The following is an 18,268-nucleotide window of genomic DNA, read 5'->3' on the forward strand; positions in this document are numbered from 1 at the left end:
TCAGCAATGCGCGCTTGTCGCGAAATCGGTAACAAAATTCCTTTCAAAAAAATCACACCTCGCGCCAGCCCAGTAAATACGTGGCTTCCAGCGATGTCAATTTTTCGACGACTGTTAGACGATGTCTGTAACCCTCCGTAACACCAACCACTTTTGGCACTACATAATCGCTAAAAAAGCGCTGGTTTTTATGGTTACCACTACATTTCTCGCAAACATCGAAGATAGACGTAGTCTGCAACTGACAGGCGACACCGGACGCCGCTACAATTACCGACTTTGTCGCAAAGCCTGGAGCTCAACCTTCCGTGCCCGTTCTGCGTCTACCGCAACTCCCTGCCGAGGCAGGTAAACAGCATTGGGGCAATCTGCCCGGTGCTGCCCTCAGCCTGGCGATTGCCGAGGCTGCCAGCGCTGCCAAGCGCTTCACCCTGCTACTGACCGCCGACAGCCAAAGTGCTGAACGACTGGAACAGGAGCTGAGTTTCTTCGCCCCGGATTTGCCCGTGCTGCATTTCCCCGACTGGGAAACCCTGCCGTACGACCTGTTCTCGCCGCACCAGGACATCATTTCCCAGCGCATTGCCAGCCTCTATAGGCTGCCGGAACTGGCGCATGGCGTGCTGGTGGTGCCGATCACCACAGCGTTGCACCGGTTGGCGCCGACCAAATTCCTGCTTGGCAGCAGTCTGGTGCTGGATGTCGGACAGAAGCTCGATGTCGAACAAATGCGTTCGCGGCTTGAAGCCAGCGGCTATCGCTACGTCGACACGGTGTATGAGCACGGCGAGTTCACCGTGCGCGGTGCGTTGATCGACCTGTTCCCGATGGGCAGCAAACTGCCGTATCGCATCGACCTGTTCGATGATGAAATCGAGACCCTGCGCACCTTCGATCCGGAAAACCAGCGCTCCATCGACAAGGTCGATTCGGTCAAGCTGCTGCCGGCTCGTGAGTTCCCGCTGCAGAAAGACGCGGTTACCCGTTTCAAGGCGCGCTTCCGTGAGCGTTTCGACGTCGACTTCCGGCGCTGCCCGATCTTTCAGGATCTGAGCAGCGGCATCACTCCGGCCGGTATCGAGTACTACCTGCCGCTGTTCTTCGACGAAACCTCGACCCTGTTCGATTACCTGCCGCAGGACACCCAAGTGTTCTCGTTGCCGGGCATCGAGCAAGCGGCGGAAAACTTCTGGAACGACGTGCGCAATCGTTATGAAGAGCGCCGCGTCGATCCTTCGCGTCCTTTATTGCCACCAGCGGAATTGTTCCTGCCGGTGGAAGATTGTTTCGCTCGCTTGAAGAGTTGGCCACGCGTGGTTGCCAGTCAGCAGGACGTGGAAAGCGGTGTCGGCCGCGAGCGCTTCCCGGCACAGGCACTGCCGAATCTGGCAATCGAAGCCAAAGCCACGCAACCGCTGGCAGCGCTGTCGGCATTTCTCGATGAATTCCCCGGTCGCGTGCTGTTTACCGCCGAATCTGCCGGCCGTCGTGAAGTGTTGCTGGAGTTGCTCGAACGCCTGAAGCTGCGGCCGAAAACCGTCGACAGCTGGCCGGACTTCGTCGCGAGCAAGGATCGTCTGGCGATCACCATTGCCCCGCTCGACGAAGGCCTGATGCTGGATGACCCGGCGCTGGCCCTGGTCGCGGAAAGTCCGCTGTTCGGCCAGCGTGTGATGCAACGTCGTCGCCGCGAAAAACGCAGCGACGTCAGCAATGACGCGGTGATCAAGAACCTTACCGAGCTGCGCGAAGGCGCACCGGTGGTGCACATCGATCACGGTGTCGGTCGCTATCTGGGCCTGACGATTCTGGAAATCGACAATCAGGCGGCTGAATTCCTCACCCTCGAATACGCCGAGAACGCCAAGCTGTACGTGCCGGTGGCCAACCTGCATTTGATCGCGCGTTACACCGGCAGCGACGATGCCCTGGCCCCGCTGCACCGCCTCGGCTCGGAAACCTGGCAGAAGGCCAAGCGCAAAGCCGCCGAACAGGTGCGTGATGTCGCCGCTGAATTGCTCGACATCTATGCTCGTCGCGCCGCTCGCGAAGGCTACGCATTCGCCGACCCGAAAGCCGATTACGCAACGTTCAGCGCCGGTTTCCCGTTCGAAGAAACTCCGGATCAACAATCGACCATCGAAGCCGTGCGCGAAGACATGCTCGCGCCGAAACCGATGGATCGACTGGTCTGCGGCGACGTCGGTTTCGGCAAGACTGAAGTGGCCATGCGCGCCGCATTCATCGCCGTGCACGGCGGTCGCCAAGTGGCAATTCTGGTGCCGACCACCCTGCTCGCCCAGCAGCACTACAACAGCTTCCGCGACCGCTTCGCCGACTGGCCGGTGACCGTGGAAGTGATGAGCCGCTTCAAATCGGCCAAGGAAGTCAACGCAGCGATCGCCGATCTGGCGGAAGGCAAGATCGATATTGTCATCGGCACGCACAAGTTGCTGTCCGACGACGTCAAGATCAAAAACCTCGGGCTGGTGATCATCGACGAAGAACACCGCTTCGGTGTGCGTCAGAAAGAACAGCTCAAGGCCCTGCGCAGCGAAGTCGACATTCTGACCCTGACCGCCACGCCGATTCCACGCACGCTGAACATGGCGGTGTCGGGCATGCGCGACCTGTCGATCATCGCCACGCCGCCGGCGCGACGCCTGTCGGTGCGCACCTTCGTCATGGAGCAGAACAAAAGCACGGTCAAAGAAGCCCTGCTGCGGGAACTGCTGCGCGGCGGTCAGGTTTACTACCTGCACAACGATGTGAAAACCATCGAGAAGTGCGCCGCCGATCTCGCCGAACTGGTGCCGGAAGCTCGTATCGGCATCGGTCACGGACAGATGCGCGAACGCGAACTCGAACAGGTGATGAGCGACTTCTATCACAAGCGTTTCAATGTGTTGATCGCCTCGACCATTATCGAGACCGGCATCGACGTGCCAAGCGCCAACACCATCATCATCGAGCGCGCCGACAAGTTCGGCCTGGCGCAACTGCACCAGTTGCGTGGTCGTGTCGGCCGTAGTCACCACCAGGCTTACGCCTACCTGCTGACGCCGCCGCGCCAGCAAATCACTTCGGACGCGGAAAAGCGTCTTGAGGCGATCGCTAACACTCAGGATCTCGGTGCCGGTTTCGTATTGGCGACCAACGACCTGGAAATCCGTGGCGCCGGCGAGTTGCTCGGCGATGGCCAGAGCGGGCAGATTCAGGCGGTGGGTTTCACGCTGTACATGGAGATGCTCGAACGCGCGGTGAAGTCGATCCGCAAGGGCGAGCAACCGAACCTCGATCAGCCGCTCGGCGGTGGCCCGGAAGTCAACCTGCGGGTGCCGGCGCTGATTCCGGAAGACTATCTGCCGGACGTTCACGCGCGCCTGATCCTGTACAAGCGCATTGCTTCGGCGACCGATGAAGAAGGCCTGAAGGATCTGCAAGTCGAGATGATCGACCGCTTCGGCTTGTTGCCCGAGCCGACCAAGAACCTGGTGCGCATCACTGCATTGAAGTTGCAGGCCGAGCAATTGGGCATCAAGAAGGTCGATGGCGGTCCGCAAGGTGGGCGTATCGAGTTCGCCGCACAGACGCCGGTCGACCCGATGACGCTGATCAAGCTGATCCAGAGCCAGCCGAAACGCTACAAATTCGAAGGCGCGACGATGTTCAAGTTCCAGGTACCGATGGAACGCCCGGAAGAGCGCTTTAATACTGTAGAGGCGCTGTTTGAGCGCCTTCTCCCGAAATCTGTTTGAAGGACGCCCAATGCGCCTGTTTCGTTCGCTGACTTTGCTGCTGACCTCGCTTTTGATAACAGTGTCAGCACCCTCGGTTTTCGCCGATGACCTGTATCAGGTCGAAATGATTCTGGTGCGCCAGAACGCCGTGCCGGCCATCGTCAGCCGTGCCGCGCCGGAAGACTGGGCCGCTGGCGCCCAACGCTTGCCCGATGACAGCAAGCGCACGCCTGCACTGAATGACGTTGTCACCAAGCTAACGACCAGCGGCGACTACAGCGTGCTGATGCACAAAGCCTGGCAGCAAACCCTCGGCGAAGCACCGGCAAAAGTTGCGGTCAGCGACGGTGAGGAGCAGTTCGGTCAGTTCCCGATCGAGGGCACGCTGGAGATGAAGCTCGGGCGCTTCACCGACGTGACGGCCGACTTCTGGGTCAATCAGATCGACGCCAATGGCCTAGTCACCGCCAGCGAGCGCCTGAAACAGGACAGCCACACCAAGAACGGCCAACTCAACTATCTCGACAACGGCCATCTGGCCCTGCTGATCAAGATCACATCCCTGACCGCGCCTGCGCCACGGGAAGCGCCTGAAGCGATTCCGGACTGATCGAAGTCCTTATGAACCCGCCGCTGAGTAAACCGTTGGCGCCCTCTTGGGTCAGCCGATTCAAGGAACAGAGCCTGGAGCGTGGCCGCCGCTACGCCCTGGAAAACCGGGTACGCATCGCCCAAGTCGGTGACGCGACCATCACCGCCAGTTGCGAAGGCTCTGGCGGCAACGTCTACCGTCAGACCATTCACCTGCGCGAGTCAGCCAAAGGCACCTTGCTGCTGGTCGATGCCGGCTGCACCTGCCCGGTGCGCACCAACTGCAAACACTGCGCGGCGGTGTTGCTGAAAGTGCAGGAAACCCTCGATTACCCCGCCGCTGCCAAAGACGCCGAATTACTGGAAAAGCTCCAGGCCGTGCTGGAAAACCGCAGCCCGAAAGCACCGCCACAAGTGCTGGTAGACAACGTGCAGCCATTGCCGCGCCTGTGGCTGGCCAGTGTCGAATTCAGCGCCTTCGAACCGCGCAACGGCAAGATGCAGCGCTACATCCAGCATCGCGCGGCGCTGTCGTTCAGCTATCTGGATGAATACGTCAGCGGGCAGAAGAACAGCGACATCCTGATTCGTCAGGAAACCCAGACGCTGCGAATAAAACGTCACCCTGAAGTCGAACAGTCCTACCGCGAACAGTTACGCATTCTCGGCTTCCGCATCGCCACGCGCCAGAGCAAAGCCCTGCCGGAAAGCGCCGGCGAGCTGTACGAGATGGTCAATGACAGCGCCTGGCTGACCTTCACCCTCAACGATTTGCCGAAGCTGCGCAGCCAAGGCTGGGAGCTGCAGATCGATGAGGAATTCGGCTTCGACCTGACCGCGGTGGATGACTGGTACGCCACCGTAGAACAGGTACCGGAGCGCGACTGGTTTGATCTGGAGTTGGGGATCATCGTCAACGGTGAGCGCCTGAGCCTGTTGCCGATCCTGCTCAATCTGATGCGTTCGCACGCGGAAATCCTCAACCCGGAACGCCTCGCCCGGCGCCGCGATGATGAACTGATTCTGGTCAACATTCCGCAACGCACCAGCGAGCATGGGCCGTTGCAAGTGGCTTTGCCGTTGGGCCGGTTGAAGCCGGTATTGATGACGCTCGGCGAGTTCTATTTGCAGGAGCCGGGCGAAACCACCCTGCGCCTGAGCAAGGCCGACGCAACACGACTTAATTCTCTGGAAGGCCTCCCGCTGCTGTGGGAGGGCGGTGAGCAGATCCGTACGTTCGCTCAACGCCTGCGCGACATTCGTGATTTCAGCGTTGAAGCGCCGGAAGGCTTGAATGCGACGCTGCGCCCGTATCAGCTTGAAGGCTTGAGCTGGATGCAATCACTACGGCAACTGGAGGTTGGCGGGATTCTCGCGGATGACATGGGCCTGGGTAAAACCTTACAGACCCTGGCGCATATTCTCAGCGAGAAAAACGCCGGACGCCTGGATCGCCCGTGCATGGTGGTGATGCCGACCAGCCTGATTCCGAACTGGCTCGATGAGGCGGCGCACTTCACGCCGCAACTGAAAGTGGTTGCCCTGTACGGCGCCACGCGCAAAAAGCACTTCGACAATCTGGCGGATTACGACCTGATCCTCACCACTTACGCACTGCTGCCCAAGGACGTCGAGCGTCTGGCCAAGCAGCCGCTGCATGTGTTGGTGCTGGATGAGGCGCAGTACATCAAAAACCCCAACAGCAAAGCCGCACAGGCCGCCCGCGAACTGAATGCACGCCAGCGCCTGTGTCTGAGCGGTACACCGCTGGAAAACCACTTGGGCGAGCTGTGGTCGCTGTTCCACTTCCTGCTGCCGGGCTGGCTCGGCGACGTGAAAAGCTTCAACGCCGATTACCGCGTGCCGATTGAAAAGCGCGGCAGCGAAGTCAGACTTCAGCACCTGAACGGTCGGATAAAACCGTTTCTGCTGCGCCGAACCAAGGAACAAGTGGCCACCGAACTGCCGCCGAAAACCGAAATCATCCATTGGGTCGATCTCAACGAAGCGCAGCGCGATGTGTACGAAACCATGCGTCTGGCGATGGACAAGAAAGTCCGCGACGAGATCACCCGCAAAGGCGTCGCGCGCAGTCAGATCATCATTCTTGAAGCGCTGCTCAAACTGCGTCAGGTCTGCTGCGATCTGCGCTTGGTCAACGACGCCACCCTGCCCGCTCGCGGCAGCACTTCGGGCAAGCTCGACAGCCTGATGGAAATGCTCGAGGAATTGTTTGAGGAGGGTCGGCGAATTCTGCTGTTTTCGCAGTTCACCTCGATGCTGTCATTGATCGAAGACGAGCTGAAAAAACGCAATGTCGCCTATGCACTGCTGACCGGCCAGACCCGCGATCGGCGTACGCCAGTGAAGGAATTCCAGAGTGGCAAGCGTCAGATCTTTCTGATCAGCCTGAAGGCTGGCGGTGTCGGCTTGAACCTGACCGAGGCGGATACGGTGATTCACTACGACCCATGGTGGAACCCGGCGACCGAGAATCAGGCGACCGATCGAGCGTATCGAATCGGTCAGGAGAAACCGGTATTCGTCTACAAAATGATTGCCCGGGGCACGGTGGAAGAGAAAATTCAGCACCTGCAGAAGGAAAAGTCCGACTTGGCGGCAGGCGTGCTGGATGGGCGCAAGGCCGGGGACTGGAAGTTGCAGAGTGATGATATTGAAGCGTTGTTTGCGCCGTTGCCGGACAAGCTCGACAAGCGTTGAGATATTTGTCGCCTGTTAAATAGCTTTCGCGAGCAGGCTCGCTCCCACATTAGATTTGTGTGATTCACAAGATCCCTGTGAACACTGGATTGGTGAATGCCACAGATCCAGTGTGGGAGCGAGCCTGCTCGCGAATGGCTCACCTCGGTATAACGGTTAAAACCCAAGCTCAAACCTTGGATACAGGCAACGGCGCAAACAGCGCCTCAATGTCCCCCTGCTCCAGCTTCCAGCCACCCGTCGTCCCACCCTCAAGCACCGCCCCGGCCAACGCTGCTTTCTCCTGCTGCAGCGCCTGTATTTTTTCCTCTACAGTGCCACGGGCAATCAGCTTGTAAACAAACACCGGGTTGTTTTGCCCGATTCGATACGCGCGATCGGTGGCCTGATTCTCCACTGCCGGGTTCCACCAAGGGTCGAAGTGGATCACCGTGTCCGCAGCGGTCAGGTTCAAACCGGTGCCCCCGGCTTTCAGACTGATCAGAAACAGCGGCACCTTGCCGCCCTGAAAATCCTTCACCGGCGTACGTCGATCCGTGGTGTCACCGGTCAGCAGCGAATAGGCAATGTCACGTTGCTGCAATTCTTCCTCGATCAAGGCGAGCATTGAGGTGAACTGCGAGAACAGCAGGATCCTGCGACCTTCGCCGAGCAGCTCTTCAAGCATCTCCATCAGGCTGACCAACTTGCCACTGCCGGAGCGCAGCGCCTTCGCCGTCAGCGGCATGTTGATCAGACGCAAATCGCAACAGACCTGCCGCAGTTTGAGCAAGGCATCCAGAATAATGATCTGACTGCGCGCCACGCCACTGCGGGCAATTTCGTCGCGGACTTTTTTGTCCATCGCCACGCGAACGGTTTCATAGACATCGCGCTGGCCGTCACTGAGATCCACCCAATGGATGATTTCGGTTTTCGGCGGCAACTCAGTGGCCACCTGATCCTTTTTGCGGCGCAGCAAAAACGGCTTGATCCGCGCCGTCAGGTGCTGCATGCGCTGAACATTGCCGTGCTTCTCGATTGGCGTGCGGTAATCGCGATTGAAAGACTTGCTGTCGCCGAGCCAACCGGGCATGAGGAAATGAAACTGCGACCAAAGCTCGCCCAAGTGGTTTTCCAATGGCGTGCCGCTCAGGCACAAGCGCTGGCGGGCCTGCAGATCACGGGCCGCTTGCGCGGCTTTGCTGAGCGGATTTTTGATGTTCTGCGCTTCGTCGAGAATCAGCACGCTCCACAACTGCGGCTGCAAGGTCTCCAGATCCCTCGGCAGCAACGCGTAAGTGGTCAGCACCAGATCGTACTCAGCCAGATCAGCGAAATCCTTTTGTCGCCCAGAGCCGTGCAGCGCCAATACTTTCAACTGGGGGGTGAAACGCTCGGCCTCGTCGAGCCAGTTGGGAATCAGGCTGGTCGGCATCACCGCCAGTGCCGGGCAATCGAGGCGACCGGCGTGTTTTTCCGTGAGCAGATGCGCCAGGGTTTGCAGCGTTTTGCCCAGCCCCATGTCATCGCCCAAAATACCGCCGACTTCAAGCTCGCGCAGGGTCTGCATCCAGTTCAGGCCTTCGAGCTGATACGGGCGCAGTTGCGCGTTAAGGCCGGCCGGCGCAGCGACGTGGGTGTGACTGGAATTCTGCAGGCGCTTGGCAAAGGTACGCAGCCGCTCGCCACCCTGCCAATCCAGCGGTACGCCATCAAGCATACTCAAGCGCGCGGCGTCCGGGACACTCAAGCGCAATGCATCGCCCTGATGACCGCCCAGGTACAACTCGCCCAGCGTGGCCATCAGCGGCTTGACCCGACTCAGCGGCAGCGCGACCTTGGCGCCCGATGGGTCGCCAAAAACGCTGGGTTTCAGTTCGATCAGGAGTTTTTCGTCATCGCTGCGTTGTGCCAGATTGACCGGGTCAAGCAAGCGCGGCTGAGTGCGCAACAAGTGCAGAAGGATCGGTAGCAAACTATAGCGCTGGCCATTGACGACGATACCCAACTGCAAATCAAACCACTGATGCCCAGCCTCTTCTTCGACCTCGGCGTACCAATGCTCAACCGGTTGCACATTGAAATGAAAGCCGGGACTGATCTCCACTTCCCAGTTCGAGGCGCGCAGCGTGGCAAGCCCTTCGTGCATAAACCCGAGCCAGGCGGAATCATCCGGCAACGTGAACATCTCACCGGGACGATCCAGCGAGCTCTTGCGCGTGGCTTTCTTGAAGCCGTGCTTTTGCAGGATCTGGCGCAGCTTCTTTTCCACCGCAGGCTGGCGCTGAATGCGCTGGGTTTCAGTACCGTTGAGAATCATCACTTCCGGGTTGCGATCCACCGTCGGCTGACCGTTGTAGGTAAATACCAGAGCGGCGCGGTGCTCCAGAACGTATTCCCAGCGCGAGCGCTCCCGACCGCTGACGAGGGTGAGTTGCGGCTGCGGAAGTACGTCGTCGATGACTCGTTCGGTCAGTTGGTGTGGCGGCGGGATTCTCGTCGCGGCGCTCATGCGATGGCTGAACTGCATGGCCTGACGCGCCGGGATGTCCGGCGCCAGAGTCAAATGGCTGGCCAGTTTTTCTTCCAGTTCATTGAACAGAGGGCCAATCTGCCGCTGTTCACGATCCAGGTAGTAAAGCGGCTCCAGCGCCAGCACGGTTTCCTGCGCCGCCTCGGCACTGCTCCACTGCGCGCGGAACCCGCCGTCGGCCTGCTCGGCCCAAGCGAACTGACCGATACGTTTCGCGCCCGCCACCAACGGTTGCAGGTCCTCGAAATCGAGGAACAGCCGCGAAGTGCGCAGGAGCATTTCCAGCAGTTCGGCGCCGCTGCTGCCTTCCAGCGGATAGCCGCTGTAATAGGCGTGGTGGGAGTGCATGGCAACCAGCAGCCTGGCGACACGCAGATCCAGCTCGGACAGGTAGCCGGGCTGACGCATGAGCATTTCCGCCAGCGAGTACATCGGTTTGACTTCGCGTAACTCGCCACTCTTGAGCTGGGAAACCTTGAAAATATCGAGCAGCCACTTACCGCTCACAGGCGTTGGCTTGAGCTTGTAAAACAGGCGCGTGCCTGCGGTTTGCGCGCCTTCTTCAGCGGGTTTGGCCGGCACGGGAATGGTCGAAAGCCAATGCTCCAGCGCCCGCCCCAAAGGGATTTGTGCGTCACTTTCAGACGCATCATCAGCACTGCCCTGCAAGTGATAAAGCACCGCAGCGCAGTGCTTGCAGTCGATTACGACAGGACAGCTGCACAGGCAACGCAAGTTGACGGAACCCAGCCGATCTTCGGACAGGTAAATGCTTTGTTCATACGCCTGACATTCCGAACCGACGCAGAACGCCTCGATCTTTCTGTCATTGATTTCGATGATCTCTACCCGGTCCTCGGCGGCATAAGCGCGAGCCTTGGCCAGCGCCTTGCTACTGAATGCCTGAGTCCAGGTCAACGACTTGAGCTGTTCGATGAGAATGCTCATGGGCAATCCTTAGCCGGCCAACACCCGCGCCAATGCCGATTTCACCTTACCCATGCCGTCATGCAGCGCCTGCTCGATTTCGGCCATGGTGATCACTTCGGTGGTCTTGCCCGCCGCCGGATTCACCACCAGCGCCAGACAGGCGTAATCCAGATCCAGCTCACGGGCCAGTGCCGCTTCGGGCATGCCGGTCATGCCGACAATGTCGCAGCCATCGCGTTCCAGACGCACGATCTCGGCGACTGTTTCCAGACGCGGGCCCTGGGTGCAGGCATACACGCCCTGATCGCTGTACTCACAGCCTTCGGCAGCCACCGCAGCAATCAATTGCTGACGCAGTGGTTCGCTGTAAGGAAAGCTGAAGTCGATGTGGGTGACATGCTCCAGATCATCGGCGAAAAAGGTGTGTTCGCGTCCGCTGGTGTAGTCGACGATCTGGTGTGGCACGCAGAAATGCCCGGTGCCCATGGCCGAATGAATCCCGCCCACGGCGTTCACCGCGATGATCGCTTCGGCGCCGGCCTGCTTCAACGCCCACAGATTGGCGCGGTAGTTGACCTTGTGCGGCGGGAAGCGATGCGGGTGGCCGTGACGGGCGAGGAACAACACTTCCTTGCCAGCGTATTCGCCGATCTGCACGTCGGCCGAGGGCGCGCCGTAGGGCGTATCCACCGCCAGTGACTGGCGAATGGTCAAACCTTCGAGTTGAGTCAGGCCGGTGCCACCGATGATTGCGTAAACCGTCATAGCGAAAAATCCTTAATCGATCAGTTGAGCGTCTTTGAGCGCGCCGATGGCGGTAAGCCAGCGCGGATCCTGACGGTAATCGGTGCTGGCGAATGCTTGGCCGCGCATACGGGCAATTCGGGCCGATGGTTTGACCTTCATGCGTTGCGCGGCGCTCAAGGCGAGTTCTGCGGCAGCGCGGTCGTTGCACACCAAGCCCATGTCGCAACCGGCAGTCAGTGCGGCTTCGATACGACTGGCGGCGTCACCGACCACATGGGCTCCGGCCATCGACAGGTCATCGCTGAAGATCACGCCGTCGAACTGCAATTCGCCGCGCAGGATGTCCTGCAACCAGCGGCGGGAGAAGCCGGCTGGCTGCGAGTCAACCTGCGGATAGATGACGTGCGCCGGCATGATCGCGGCCAATTGTTTGCTCAGTCTGGCGAACGGCACAAGATCGTTGGCGCGGATCTCGTCGAGGCTGCGCTCGTCGTTGGGGATCGCGACGTGGGAATCGGCTTCGGCCCAACCATGGCCGGGGAAATGCTTACCGGTCGCGGCCATGCCTGCGCTGTTCATGCCGCAAATGAATGCGCCGGCTAGCAGCGCGGCGCGCTCGGGATCGCCTTCAAATGAACGGGTGCCGACGACTGCACTGCGCTGGTAATCCAGATCGAGCACCGGGGCGAAGCTCAGGTCGAGCCCGACCGCCAGCACTTCGGTGGCCATGATCCAGCCACATTGTTCAGCGAGGTATTCGGCATTCGGATTGTCGGCGATGGCGCGCATGGCTGGCAGGCGCACGAAACCTTGGCGCAGACGCTGCACGCGACCGCCCTCCTGATCCACCGCCAGCAGCAGATCCGGACGAATCGCGCGAATCGCGGCGCTGAGTTCACGCACCTGGCGCGGATGCTCGATATTGCGCGCGAAAATGATCAGGCCGCCCACTTCGGGCTGACGCAACAATTGGCGATCTTCGGCCGTCAGCCAGGTACCGGCGACGTCCACCATCAACGAGCCTTGCAGGCCAGCAGTCATAGAGATTCCTTGAAAACGAAAAACCCGATCCACAGCAAATCGCCGCCGTGAGCGATGCTCGGCAGGTCGGCAATATCTATGGATTTCGGTTTCAGAACGAGAGTCGGCATGGGCGGCTAGCTTAGCGGATACAAGCTGCCGCGCCCACCCGTGCGCGGTTAAACCTTGGCGGCGACCGGCGTTGATTTGCTGCGCGGACGCAGTTGCGCGGTGGCCATGGCCGTATCAGTGACGCCGGTTTCAGCGCGCATACCCGCGGCGAGAAACGGCACCATCAGACGCATCACTTGTTCGATGGAGGTATTGACGCCGAAATCAGTCTCGGCAATCGCACGCAAGGCCTTGATGCCGGACATGCTGAACGCTGCAGCACCGAGCATGAAGTGCACGCGCCAGAACAGCTCGATCGGCGGAATGCGTGGTGCGGCTTCGTTGACCAGCAACATGTAGCGACGGAAAACCTTGCCGTACATATCTTCCAGATAACGGCGCAAGTGGCCCTGGCTCTGACTGAACGCGAGACCGAGCAAACGCATGAAGATCGACAGGTCATTGCCACTGCGTGGCTGGACCACCAAGGCTTGCTCGACAAGGATTTCCAGCAGCTCTTCAAGCGTCGGCTTGTTTTCAGGCTTGGCCTGACGCCGCTCCAGCTCTTTATCGAGACTGATGCAGAACGGCCCGAGGAAGCGCGAAAACACCGCCTGGATCAGGGCTTTCTTCGAACCGAAATGATAGTTCACTGCTGCCAGGTTGACGCCAGCCTTGCTGGTGATCAAACGCAATGAGGTTTCAGCGAAACCTTTCTCCGCGAACAACTGCTCGGCAGCATCAAGAATGCGTTCAACGGTTTCCGACTGGGCCATGGCTACTCCGCCTGACAAACACTTGTTTGAAACATACGTTTCAGCCTGTGCCTTGTCAAGCCTGCCGGTTCGTTTTGGGAATGGTCGGTCAGCTATTTAACCACACAAGGCAGACGCTTTAATAAACGCTTCTTCCGACCGTTCGGCGGCAGGCAAAAAAAACGGCCATTGCCAAGGCCGCTTCACTGTATATAATCCCAGTCACTGTATAAAAAGACAGAGCGATCAATATGCTAAAGCTGACGCCACGCCAAGCCGAGATTCTGGCCTTTATCAAACGCTGCCTCGAAGACAACGGCTACCCGCCAACCCGCGCGGAAATCGCTCAGGAACTGGGTTTCAAGTCGCCGAACGCGGCCGAAGAACACCTCAAGGCACTGGCTCGCAAGGGTGCAATCGAGATGACCCCCGGCGCCTCTCGCGGCATTCGCATCCCTGGCTTCGAAGCCAAGGCTGACGACTCCACCCTGCCGATCATCGGCCGCGTGGCTGCCGGCGCGCCAATTCTCGCCCAGCAACACATCGAAGAATCCTGCAACATCAATCCGGCCTTCTTTCATCCGCGTGCCGACTATCTGTTGCGCGTGCATGGAATGAGCATGAAGGACATCGGCATTTTCGACGGTGACCTTCTCGCCGTGCACACCACCCGCGAAGCACGTAATGGTCAGGTCGTCGTTGCCCGTATCGGCGATGAAGTAACGGTCAAACGCTTCAAGCGTGAAGGCAGCAAGGTCTGGCTGATTGCCGAAAACCCTGAGTTCGCCCCTATCGAAGTCGACCTGAAAGATCAGGAACTGGTGATCGAAGGCTTGAGTGTCGGCGTCATTCGCCGCTAAAGGAGGCTTTATGCAGTTCCCACACACCCCTCAGCAAACACAACTGCCTTTATTCGAAGCGTTTCTGGCGCAACCGATGGCGCCGATCCTCAAAGAAGTCGTCGAGCGCCCGTGGATTGCCGAACCCGAAGTATTCAGTGAGCTGTCACTGCGTGGGGCTACCGGGAACTGCCTGAACCTGCTCGCGCCAATCCTTCGCGAACTCAGCGAAGATCAGGACGCGCGCTGGCTGACACTGATTGCACCGCCTGCCAGCCTGACCCAAACCTGGTTGCGGGATGCCGGCCTGAACCGCGAACGCATTTTGCTGCTGCAACCACGTGGCGCTCAAAGCGCTCAGCAACTGGCGTGCGAAGCTCTACGGTTGGGTCGCAGTCACACGGTGGTCACCTGGCTCAACCCGTTAAACACCCACTCGCGGCAACAACTGATCAGCGCTGCACGCACAGGCGACGCTCAGAGCCTGAACATTCGTTTGGGTTGAAGATTGGTAATAAGCGCTGTGTGAAGCGCAGGGCTTCTCCAAGGACAGAGAAGCCGATCTGAAGCGGTTACATCAAAAAAAAGACGGGGATCAATGAAGAACCCGCGGCCCCTCTTCCTTATCAAATTCGCCTTCGACCATACGACCGGCCATTTGCACGCCGACGCTTAACATCGCCTTGGCGATCTCCACATGCTGACCTTGCAGGAACGCCTTGGCATCGTCGGAGAAATCCAGCGTCACCAGAGAACCTTCGTCCTCAGCCCTGCGCAGCTCGATTCGGCCGTCTGGTAACTCGACAATTTCTAGAAAGGACGTTGGCATATAGGTCTGTTCTCCACGAAAGGCAGGGATTATATAGACATCATTCAGGCTTCGCTCGGGATCTTGACCAGCAGCATGTTTCAGATTGCCACCGTGTCAATCACCCTCAGCACTCGTTCAAGCCTTCGCGAAAGCGAATCGCCAAGCCTTTCAGATTCTGCCGCCAGCTCTCCAGCTCCTCTCGACTCAACTCTTCTGGCGCGTCTTCTTCATCCAGATTAATCGCCTGAATCAACGGCTGTGTCACATCCCCTTTGGGCTTGTGTGGCACCCGTGGCGGCTGAAACAGCGCCGAATGCGCAGCCAGCAGTTTCGCCAGCCAGGTTTCCGAATTACCCGCCAGCTCGACCATTTCGGCCAATTCGGGAATCGCGATCGACTCCAGCACTTCACGCGTCAGCAGCATCTCGGCGCGCGGCGCATTGGCCTGAGGCAGACGATAGAATCCCGCGATCTCATGACAAAGCCCCAGCAAGGCGCCGTACAGGTGAAACAAGGCCGATTCACGACCGGCCTGAATCAGCGCCAGAGAATTCATTGCTCGCCCTTCTTCAGCACGAGCCAGGGCTTCGAGCGATAAGCCGGCGAAATAGATCTTCTGGTTGGTGCGGGTATAGAGTTCGTGAGCCATGACGGCGCTCTCCACAACGAAATAATTGCTTCACACAGGCCGGACAGTGTCGTGGATCAGCCGATCCCACCGCAAGCACAAAACAAAAAGGCCGCATGTAAACCCAAGGGTTCTCATGCGGCCTTTCAGTATCAGGCTAACGCTTACTCGGCTTTGGCCTTCGTACGCTTGTCTTCAACCGTCCACTTACCACCGTCGAAGTACGCCTTCCAACCGGTAGGTTTGCCATCGACCTCGGTCTGCACGTATTGCTCCTTGGTCTTGCGGCTGTAGCGGATCACCGCCGGCAGACCATCAGGATCCTTCTGTGGAGCTTCGCACAGGAAGTGGTATTTAGGATCAATCTCGTCCTTGTGCGGCAGAATCTCGATCACCAGCGGAGCACGGGTTTCGCGGTTTTTCGGGAACTGACTGGCGGCCAGGAACAGACCGGACGCACCGTCGCGCAGGATGTAGGTGTCGTTGACCTTTTCGCATTTCAGCTCAGGCATCTTCACCGGATCCATCTTCGGCGGCGCCGCGTCCCCGCTTTTCAGCAGTTTGCGGGTGTTCTTGCACTCAGGGTTGGTGCAACCGAAGAACTTGCCGAAACGGCCGGTCTTGAGCTGCATCTCGCTGCCGCACTTGTCGCATTCCAGGCTCGGACCTTCGTAGCCCTTGATGCGATAGCTGCCTTCTTCGATTTCGTAGCCCGCGCAATCCGGATTGTTACCGCAGATGTGCAGCTTGCGCTTCTCGTCCAGCAGGTAGGCGTCCATCGCCGTGCTGCAGATCGGGCAGCGATGCTTGCCACGCAGCACCAGCGATTCCGACTCACCTTCGTCGTCCGCAGCGATTTCATCGCCCGGCACCAGATTGACGGTGGCCTTGCAGCGTTCTTTCGGCGGCAGGCTGTAGCCCGAGCAACCGAGGAACACACCGGTCGACGCAGTACGAATCTGCATCGGGCGGCCACAAGTGGTGCACGGAATGTCGGTCATGACCGGTTGGTTGGCACGCATGCCGCTGTCCGGGTTTTCGGCTACTTCGAGTTTCTTTTTGAAGTCGCCGTAGAACTCGTCCAGCACGTTTTTCCAGTCGCGTTCGCCCTGCGCAACGTCATCAAGGTTCTCTTCCATGCCGGCGGTGAAGCCGTAGTCCATGAGATTGGAGAAGCTTTCCGACAGACGCTCGGTGACGATGTCACCCATCTTTTCCGAGTAGAAACGACGGTTGTGCAGGGTCACGTAGCCGCGATCCTGAATGGTCGAAATGATCGCAGCGTAAGTCGAAGGACGACCGATGCCGCGTTTTTCCATTTCCTTCACCAGACTGGCTTCCGAGTAACGCGCCGGTGGCTTGGTGAAGTGTTGCGACGGATCGAGCTTGATCAGTTTCATCACGTCGCCCTGCGCCATATCAGGCAGCACGTCATCATCGCCCGGCTTGGCAATCTGCGGCATAACGCGGGTGTAACCGTCGAACTTGAGGATACGGCCCTTGGCACGCAGCTCGAAGTCGCCAGCGCCTACGCTGACGGTGGTCGACAAGTATTGCGCCGGCAGCATCTGGCAAGCGAGGAACTGGCGCCAGATCAGCTCGTAGAGACGCTCAGCGTCACGCTCCATGCCCGCCAACTTGCTCGGAATGGTGTTGGCGTCAGACGGACGAATCGCTTCGTGAGCCTCTTGTGCGCCTTCCTTGCTGCTGTAAACGTTCGGCGTTTCCGGCAAGTACTTCTTGCCGAACTCGTCTTCGATGTAAGTGCGCGCCATCGCCACGGCATCAGCCGAGAGGTTGGTCGAGTCGGTACGCATATAAGTGATGTAGCCGGCTTCGTACAGACGCTGGGCCATCATCATGGTTTTCTTCACGCCGAAGCCCAGGCGGTTGCTCGCAGCCTGTTGCAGGGTCGATGTGATGAACGGTGCCGAAGGCTTGCTGCTGGTCGGCTTGTCTTCGCGTTTGACGATGCTGTAGCTGGAAGACTTGAGCTTCTCCAGCGCAGCCATGGCCTGGGCTTCGTTGAGCGGCTTGAAGGCCTCGCCTTTCTCGCGAGCCACTTCGAAACGCACGGTCGAGCCTTTGGTGGTGCCGAGATCGGCATGCACTTCCCAGTACTCTTCCGGGTTGAATGCACGGATTTCGCGCTCACGCTCAACGACCAGCTTCACGGCAACCGATTGCACACGACCCGCGGACAGGCCGCGAGCGATCTTCGCCCACAACAGTGGCGAGACCATGTAACCCACAACGCGGTCGAGGAAGCGACGCGCCTGTTGAGCGTTGACACGATCGATGTCCAACTCGCCAGGTTCCGAGAAGGCCTCCTGAATCGCCTTCTTGGTGATTTCGTTGAACACCACGCGCTTGTAGCGGCTGTCGTCACCACCGATGGCTTCGCGCAGGTGCCAGGCAATGGCTTCCCCCTCGCGATCCAAGTCGGTTGCGAGATAGATGGTGTCAGCATCTTTGGCGAGCCGGCGCAGCTCTTCGATGACCTTCTCTTTACCCGGGAGGATCTCGTACTGGGCTTTCCAGCCATGATCGGGATCGACACCCATACGCGAGACGAGCTGCTTGCGCGCTTTCTCTTTCGGCGAGAGCACCGGACCTTCGCCCGCGGCTGCCTTGCCGCGCTTGGCGGCTGGCTCTTTGCTGGCGCTAACCGAACCGCTGGTGGGCAGGTCTCGGATATGGCCGATACTCGACTTCACCACGTATTGGTTACCCAGATACTTGTTGATGGTCTTGGCCTTAGCCGGGGATTCCACAATGACCAGCGATTTGCCCATGGATCAGAAAATTCCTGAATTCTAGAAGTGAAAGGCGGTTGGCGCCTGACGCGGCACCGCTATAT

Annotated in this window: 12 protein-coding genes; 5 read left to right on the forward strand and 7 right to left on the reverse strand. The window is 59.1% G+C overall.

The genetic code is table 11. From position 1 onward, the window contains the following. Positions 1-308 precede the first annotated feature (308 nt). The 3 genes from mfd to ACRRSD_RS05980 are packed head-to-tail and all read left to right on the forward strand — an operon-like array spanning position 309 to position 7,052. Entirely contained in the window at positions 309-3,758 is a 3,450-nt protein-coding gene (gene mfd / locus ACRRSD_RS05970; RefSeq protein WP_435037488.1) for a transcription-repair coupling factor, read from the forward strand. Between the two features lie 10 nt (positions 3,759-3,768). After that, positions 3,769-4,350 (forward strand): CsiV family protein, encoded by a 582-nt coding sequence (locus tag ACRRSD_RS05975; RefSeq protein WP_435037489.1) that lies wholly within the window; start codon positions 3,769-3,771, stop codon positions 4,348-4,350. Positions 4,351-4,361: 11 nt separating this feature from the next. Next, positions 4,362-7,052: a DEAD/DEAH box helicase gene (locus tag ACRRSD_RS05980; protein ID WP_435037490.1), complete on the forward strand. Its 2,691-nt coding sequence runs from the start codon at positions 4,362-4,364 to the stop codon at positions 7,050-7,052. A 169-nt stretch (positions 7,053-7,221) separates the two neighbouring features. Here the strand turns inward: ACRRSD_RS05980 and ACRRSD_RS05985 are convergent, their stop codons facing one another. From ACRRSD_RS05985 to ACRRSD_RS06000, 4 genes are all read right to left on the reverse strand, one after another. Next, on the reverse strand, positions 7,222-10,515 hold the full coding sequence (locus tag ACRRSD_RS05985; RefSeq protein ID WP_435037491.1) for an SNF2-related protein: 3,294 nt from the start codon (positions 10,513-10,515) through the stop codon (positions 7,222-7,224). A 9-nt stretch (positions 10,516-10,524) separates the two neighbouring features. Continuing rightward, complete coding sequence (locus ACRRSD_RS05990) at positions 10,525-11,262, reverse strand: S-methyl-5'-thioinosine phosphorylase (RefSeq protein ID WP_007910483.1); 738 nt, start codon at positions 11,260-11,262, stop codon at positions 10,525-10,527. Between the two features lie 12 nt (positions 11,263-11,274). Beyond that, positions 11,275-12,285: a beta-N-acetylhexosaminidase gene (nagZ, locus tag ACRRSD_RS05995; RefSeq protein WP_435037492.1), complete on the reverse strand. Its 1,011-nt coding sequence runs from the start codon at positions 12,283-12,285 to the stop codon at positions 11,275-11,277. 158 nt (positions 12,286-12,443) lie between these two features. Continuing rightward, positions 12,444-13,151, reverse strand: a complete 708-nt coding sequence (locus tag ACRRSD_RS06000; RefSeq protein ID WP_016986747.1) for a TetR/AcrR family transcriptional regulator — start codon at positions 13,149-13,151, stop codon at positions 12,444-12,446. 230 nt (positions 13,152-13,381) lie between these two features. Here ACRRSD_RS06000 and lexA point away from each other — a divergent pair, with 230 nt between their 5' ends. Both lexA and sulA read left to right on the forward strand, forming a co-directional pair. Beyond that, positions 13,382-13,990 carry a transcriptional repressor LexA gene (lexA, locus tag ACRRSD_RS06005; RefSeq protein WP_003226590.1) on the forward strand — a complete coding sequence of 203 codons (609 nt, stop codon included), beginning with the start codon at positions 13,382-13,384 and terminating at the stop codon, positions 13,988-13,990. 10 nt (positions 13,991-14,000) lie between these two features. Further along, positions 14,001-14,474 (forward strand): SOS-induced cell division inhibitor SulA, encoded by a 474-nt coding sequence (gene sulA, locus ACRRSD_RS06010; protein WP_038369380.1) that lies wholly within the window; start codon positions 14,001-14,003, stop codon positions 14,472-14,474. A gap of 90 nt (positions 14,475-14,564) precedes the next feature. Here the strand turns inward: sulA and ACRRSD_RS06015 are convergent, their stop codons facing one another. The 3 genes from ACRRSD_RS06015 to topA all read right to left on the reverse strand — a co-directional run bounded on the left by ACRRSD_RS06015 (position 14,565) and on the right by topA (position 18,203). Next, entirely contained in the window at positions 14,565-14,798 is a 234-nt protein-coding gene (locus tag ACRRSD_RS06015) for a hypothetical protein (protein WP_007910471.1), read from the reverse strand. 106 nt (positions 14,799-14,904) lie between these two features. Then, positions 14,905-15,429, reverse strand: coding sequence for a DUF6586 family protein (locus ACRRSD_RS06020; RefSeq protein ID WP_435037493.1), 525 nt, complete (start codon positions 15,427-15,429; stop codon positions 14,905-14,907). Between the two features lie 143 nt (positions 15,430-15,572). After that, positions 15,573-18,203 carry a type I DNA topoisomerase gene (gene topA / locus ACRRSD_RS06025; protein ID WP_435037494.1) on the reverse strand — a complete coding sequence of 877 codons (2,631 nt, stop codon included), beginning with the start codon at positions 18,201-18,203 and terminating at the stop codon, positions 15,573-15,575. Between the last annotated feature and the right edge of the window lie 65 nt (positions 18,204-18,268).

Origin of the sequence: Pseudomonas neuropathica, from assembly GCF_051174785.1 — a bacterium.
Classification (GTDB): Bacteria; Pseudomonadota; Gammaproteobacteria; order Pseudomonadales; family Pseudomonadaceae; genus Aquipseudomonas; species Aquipseudomonas neuropathica_A.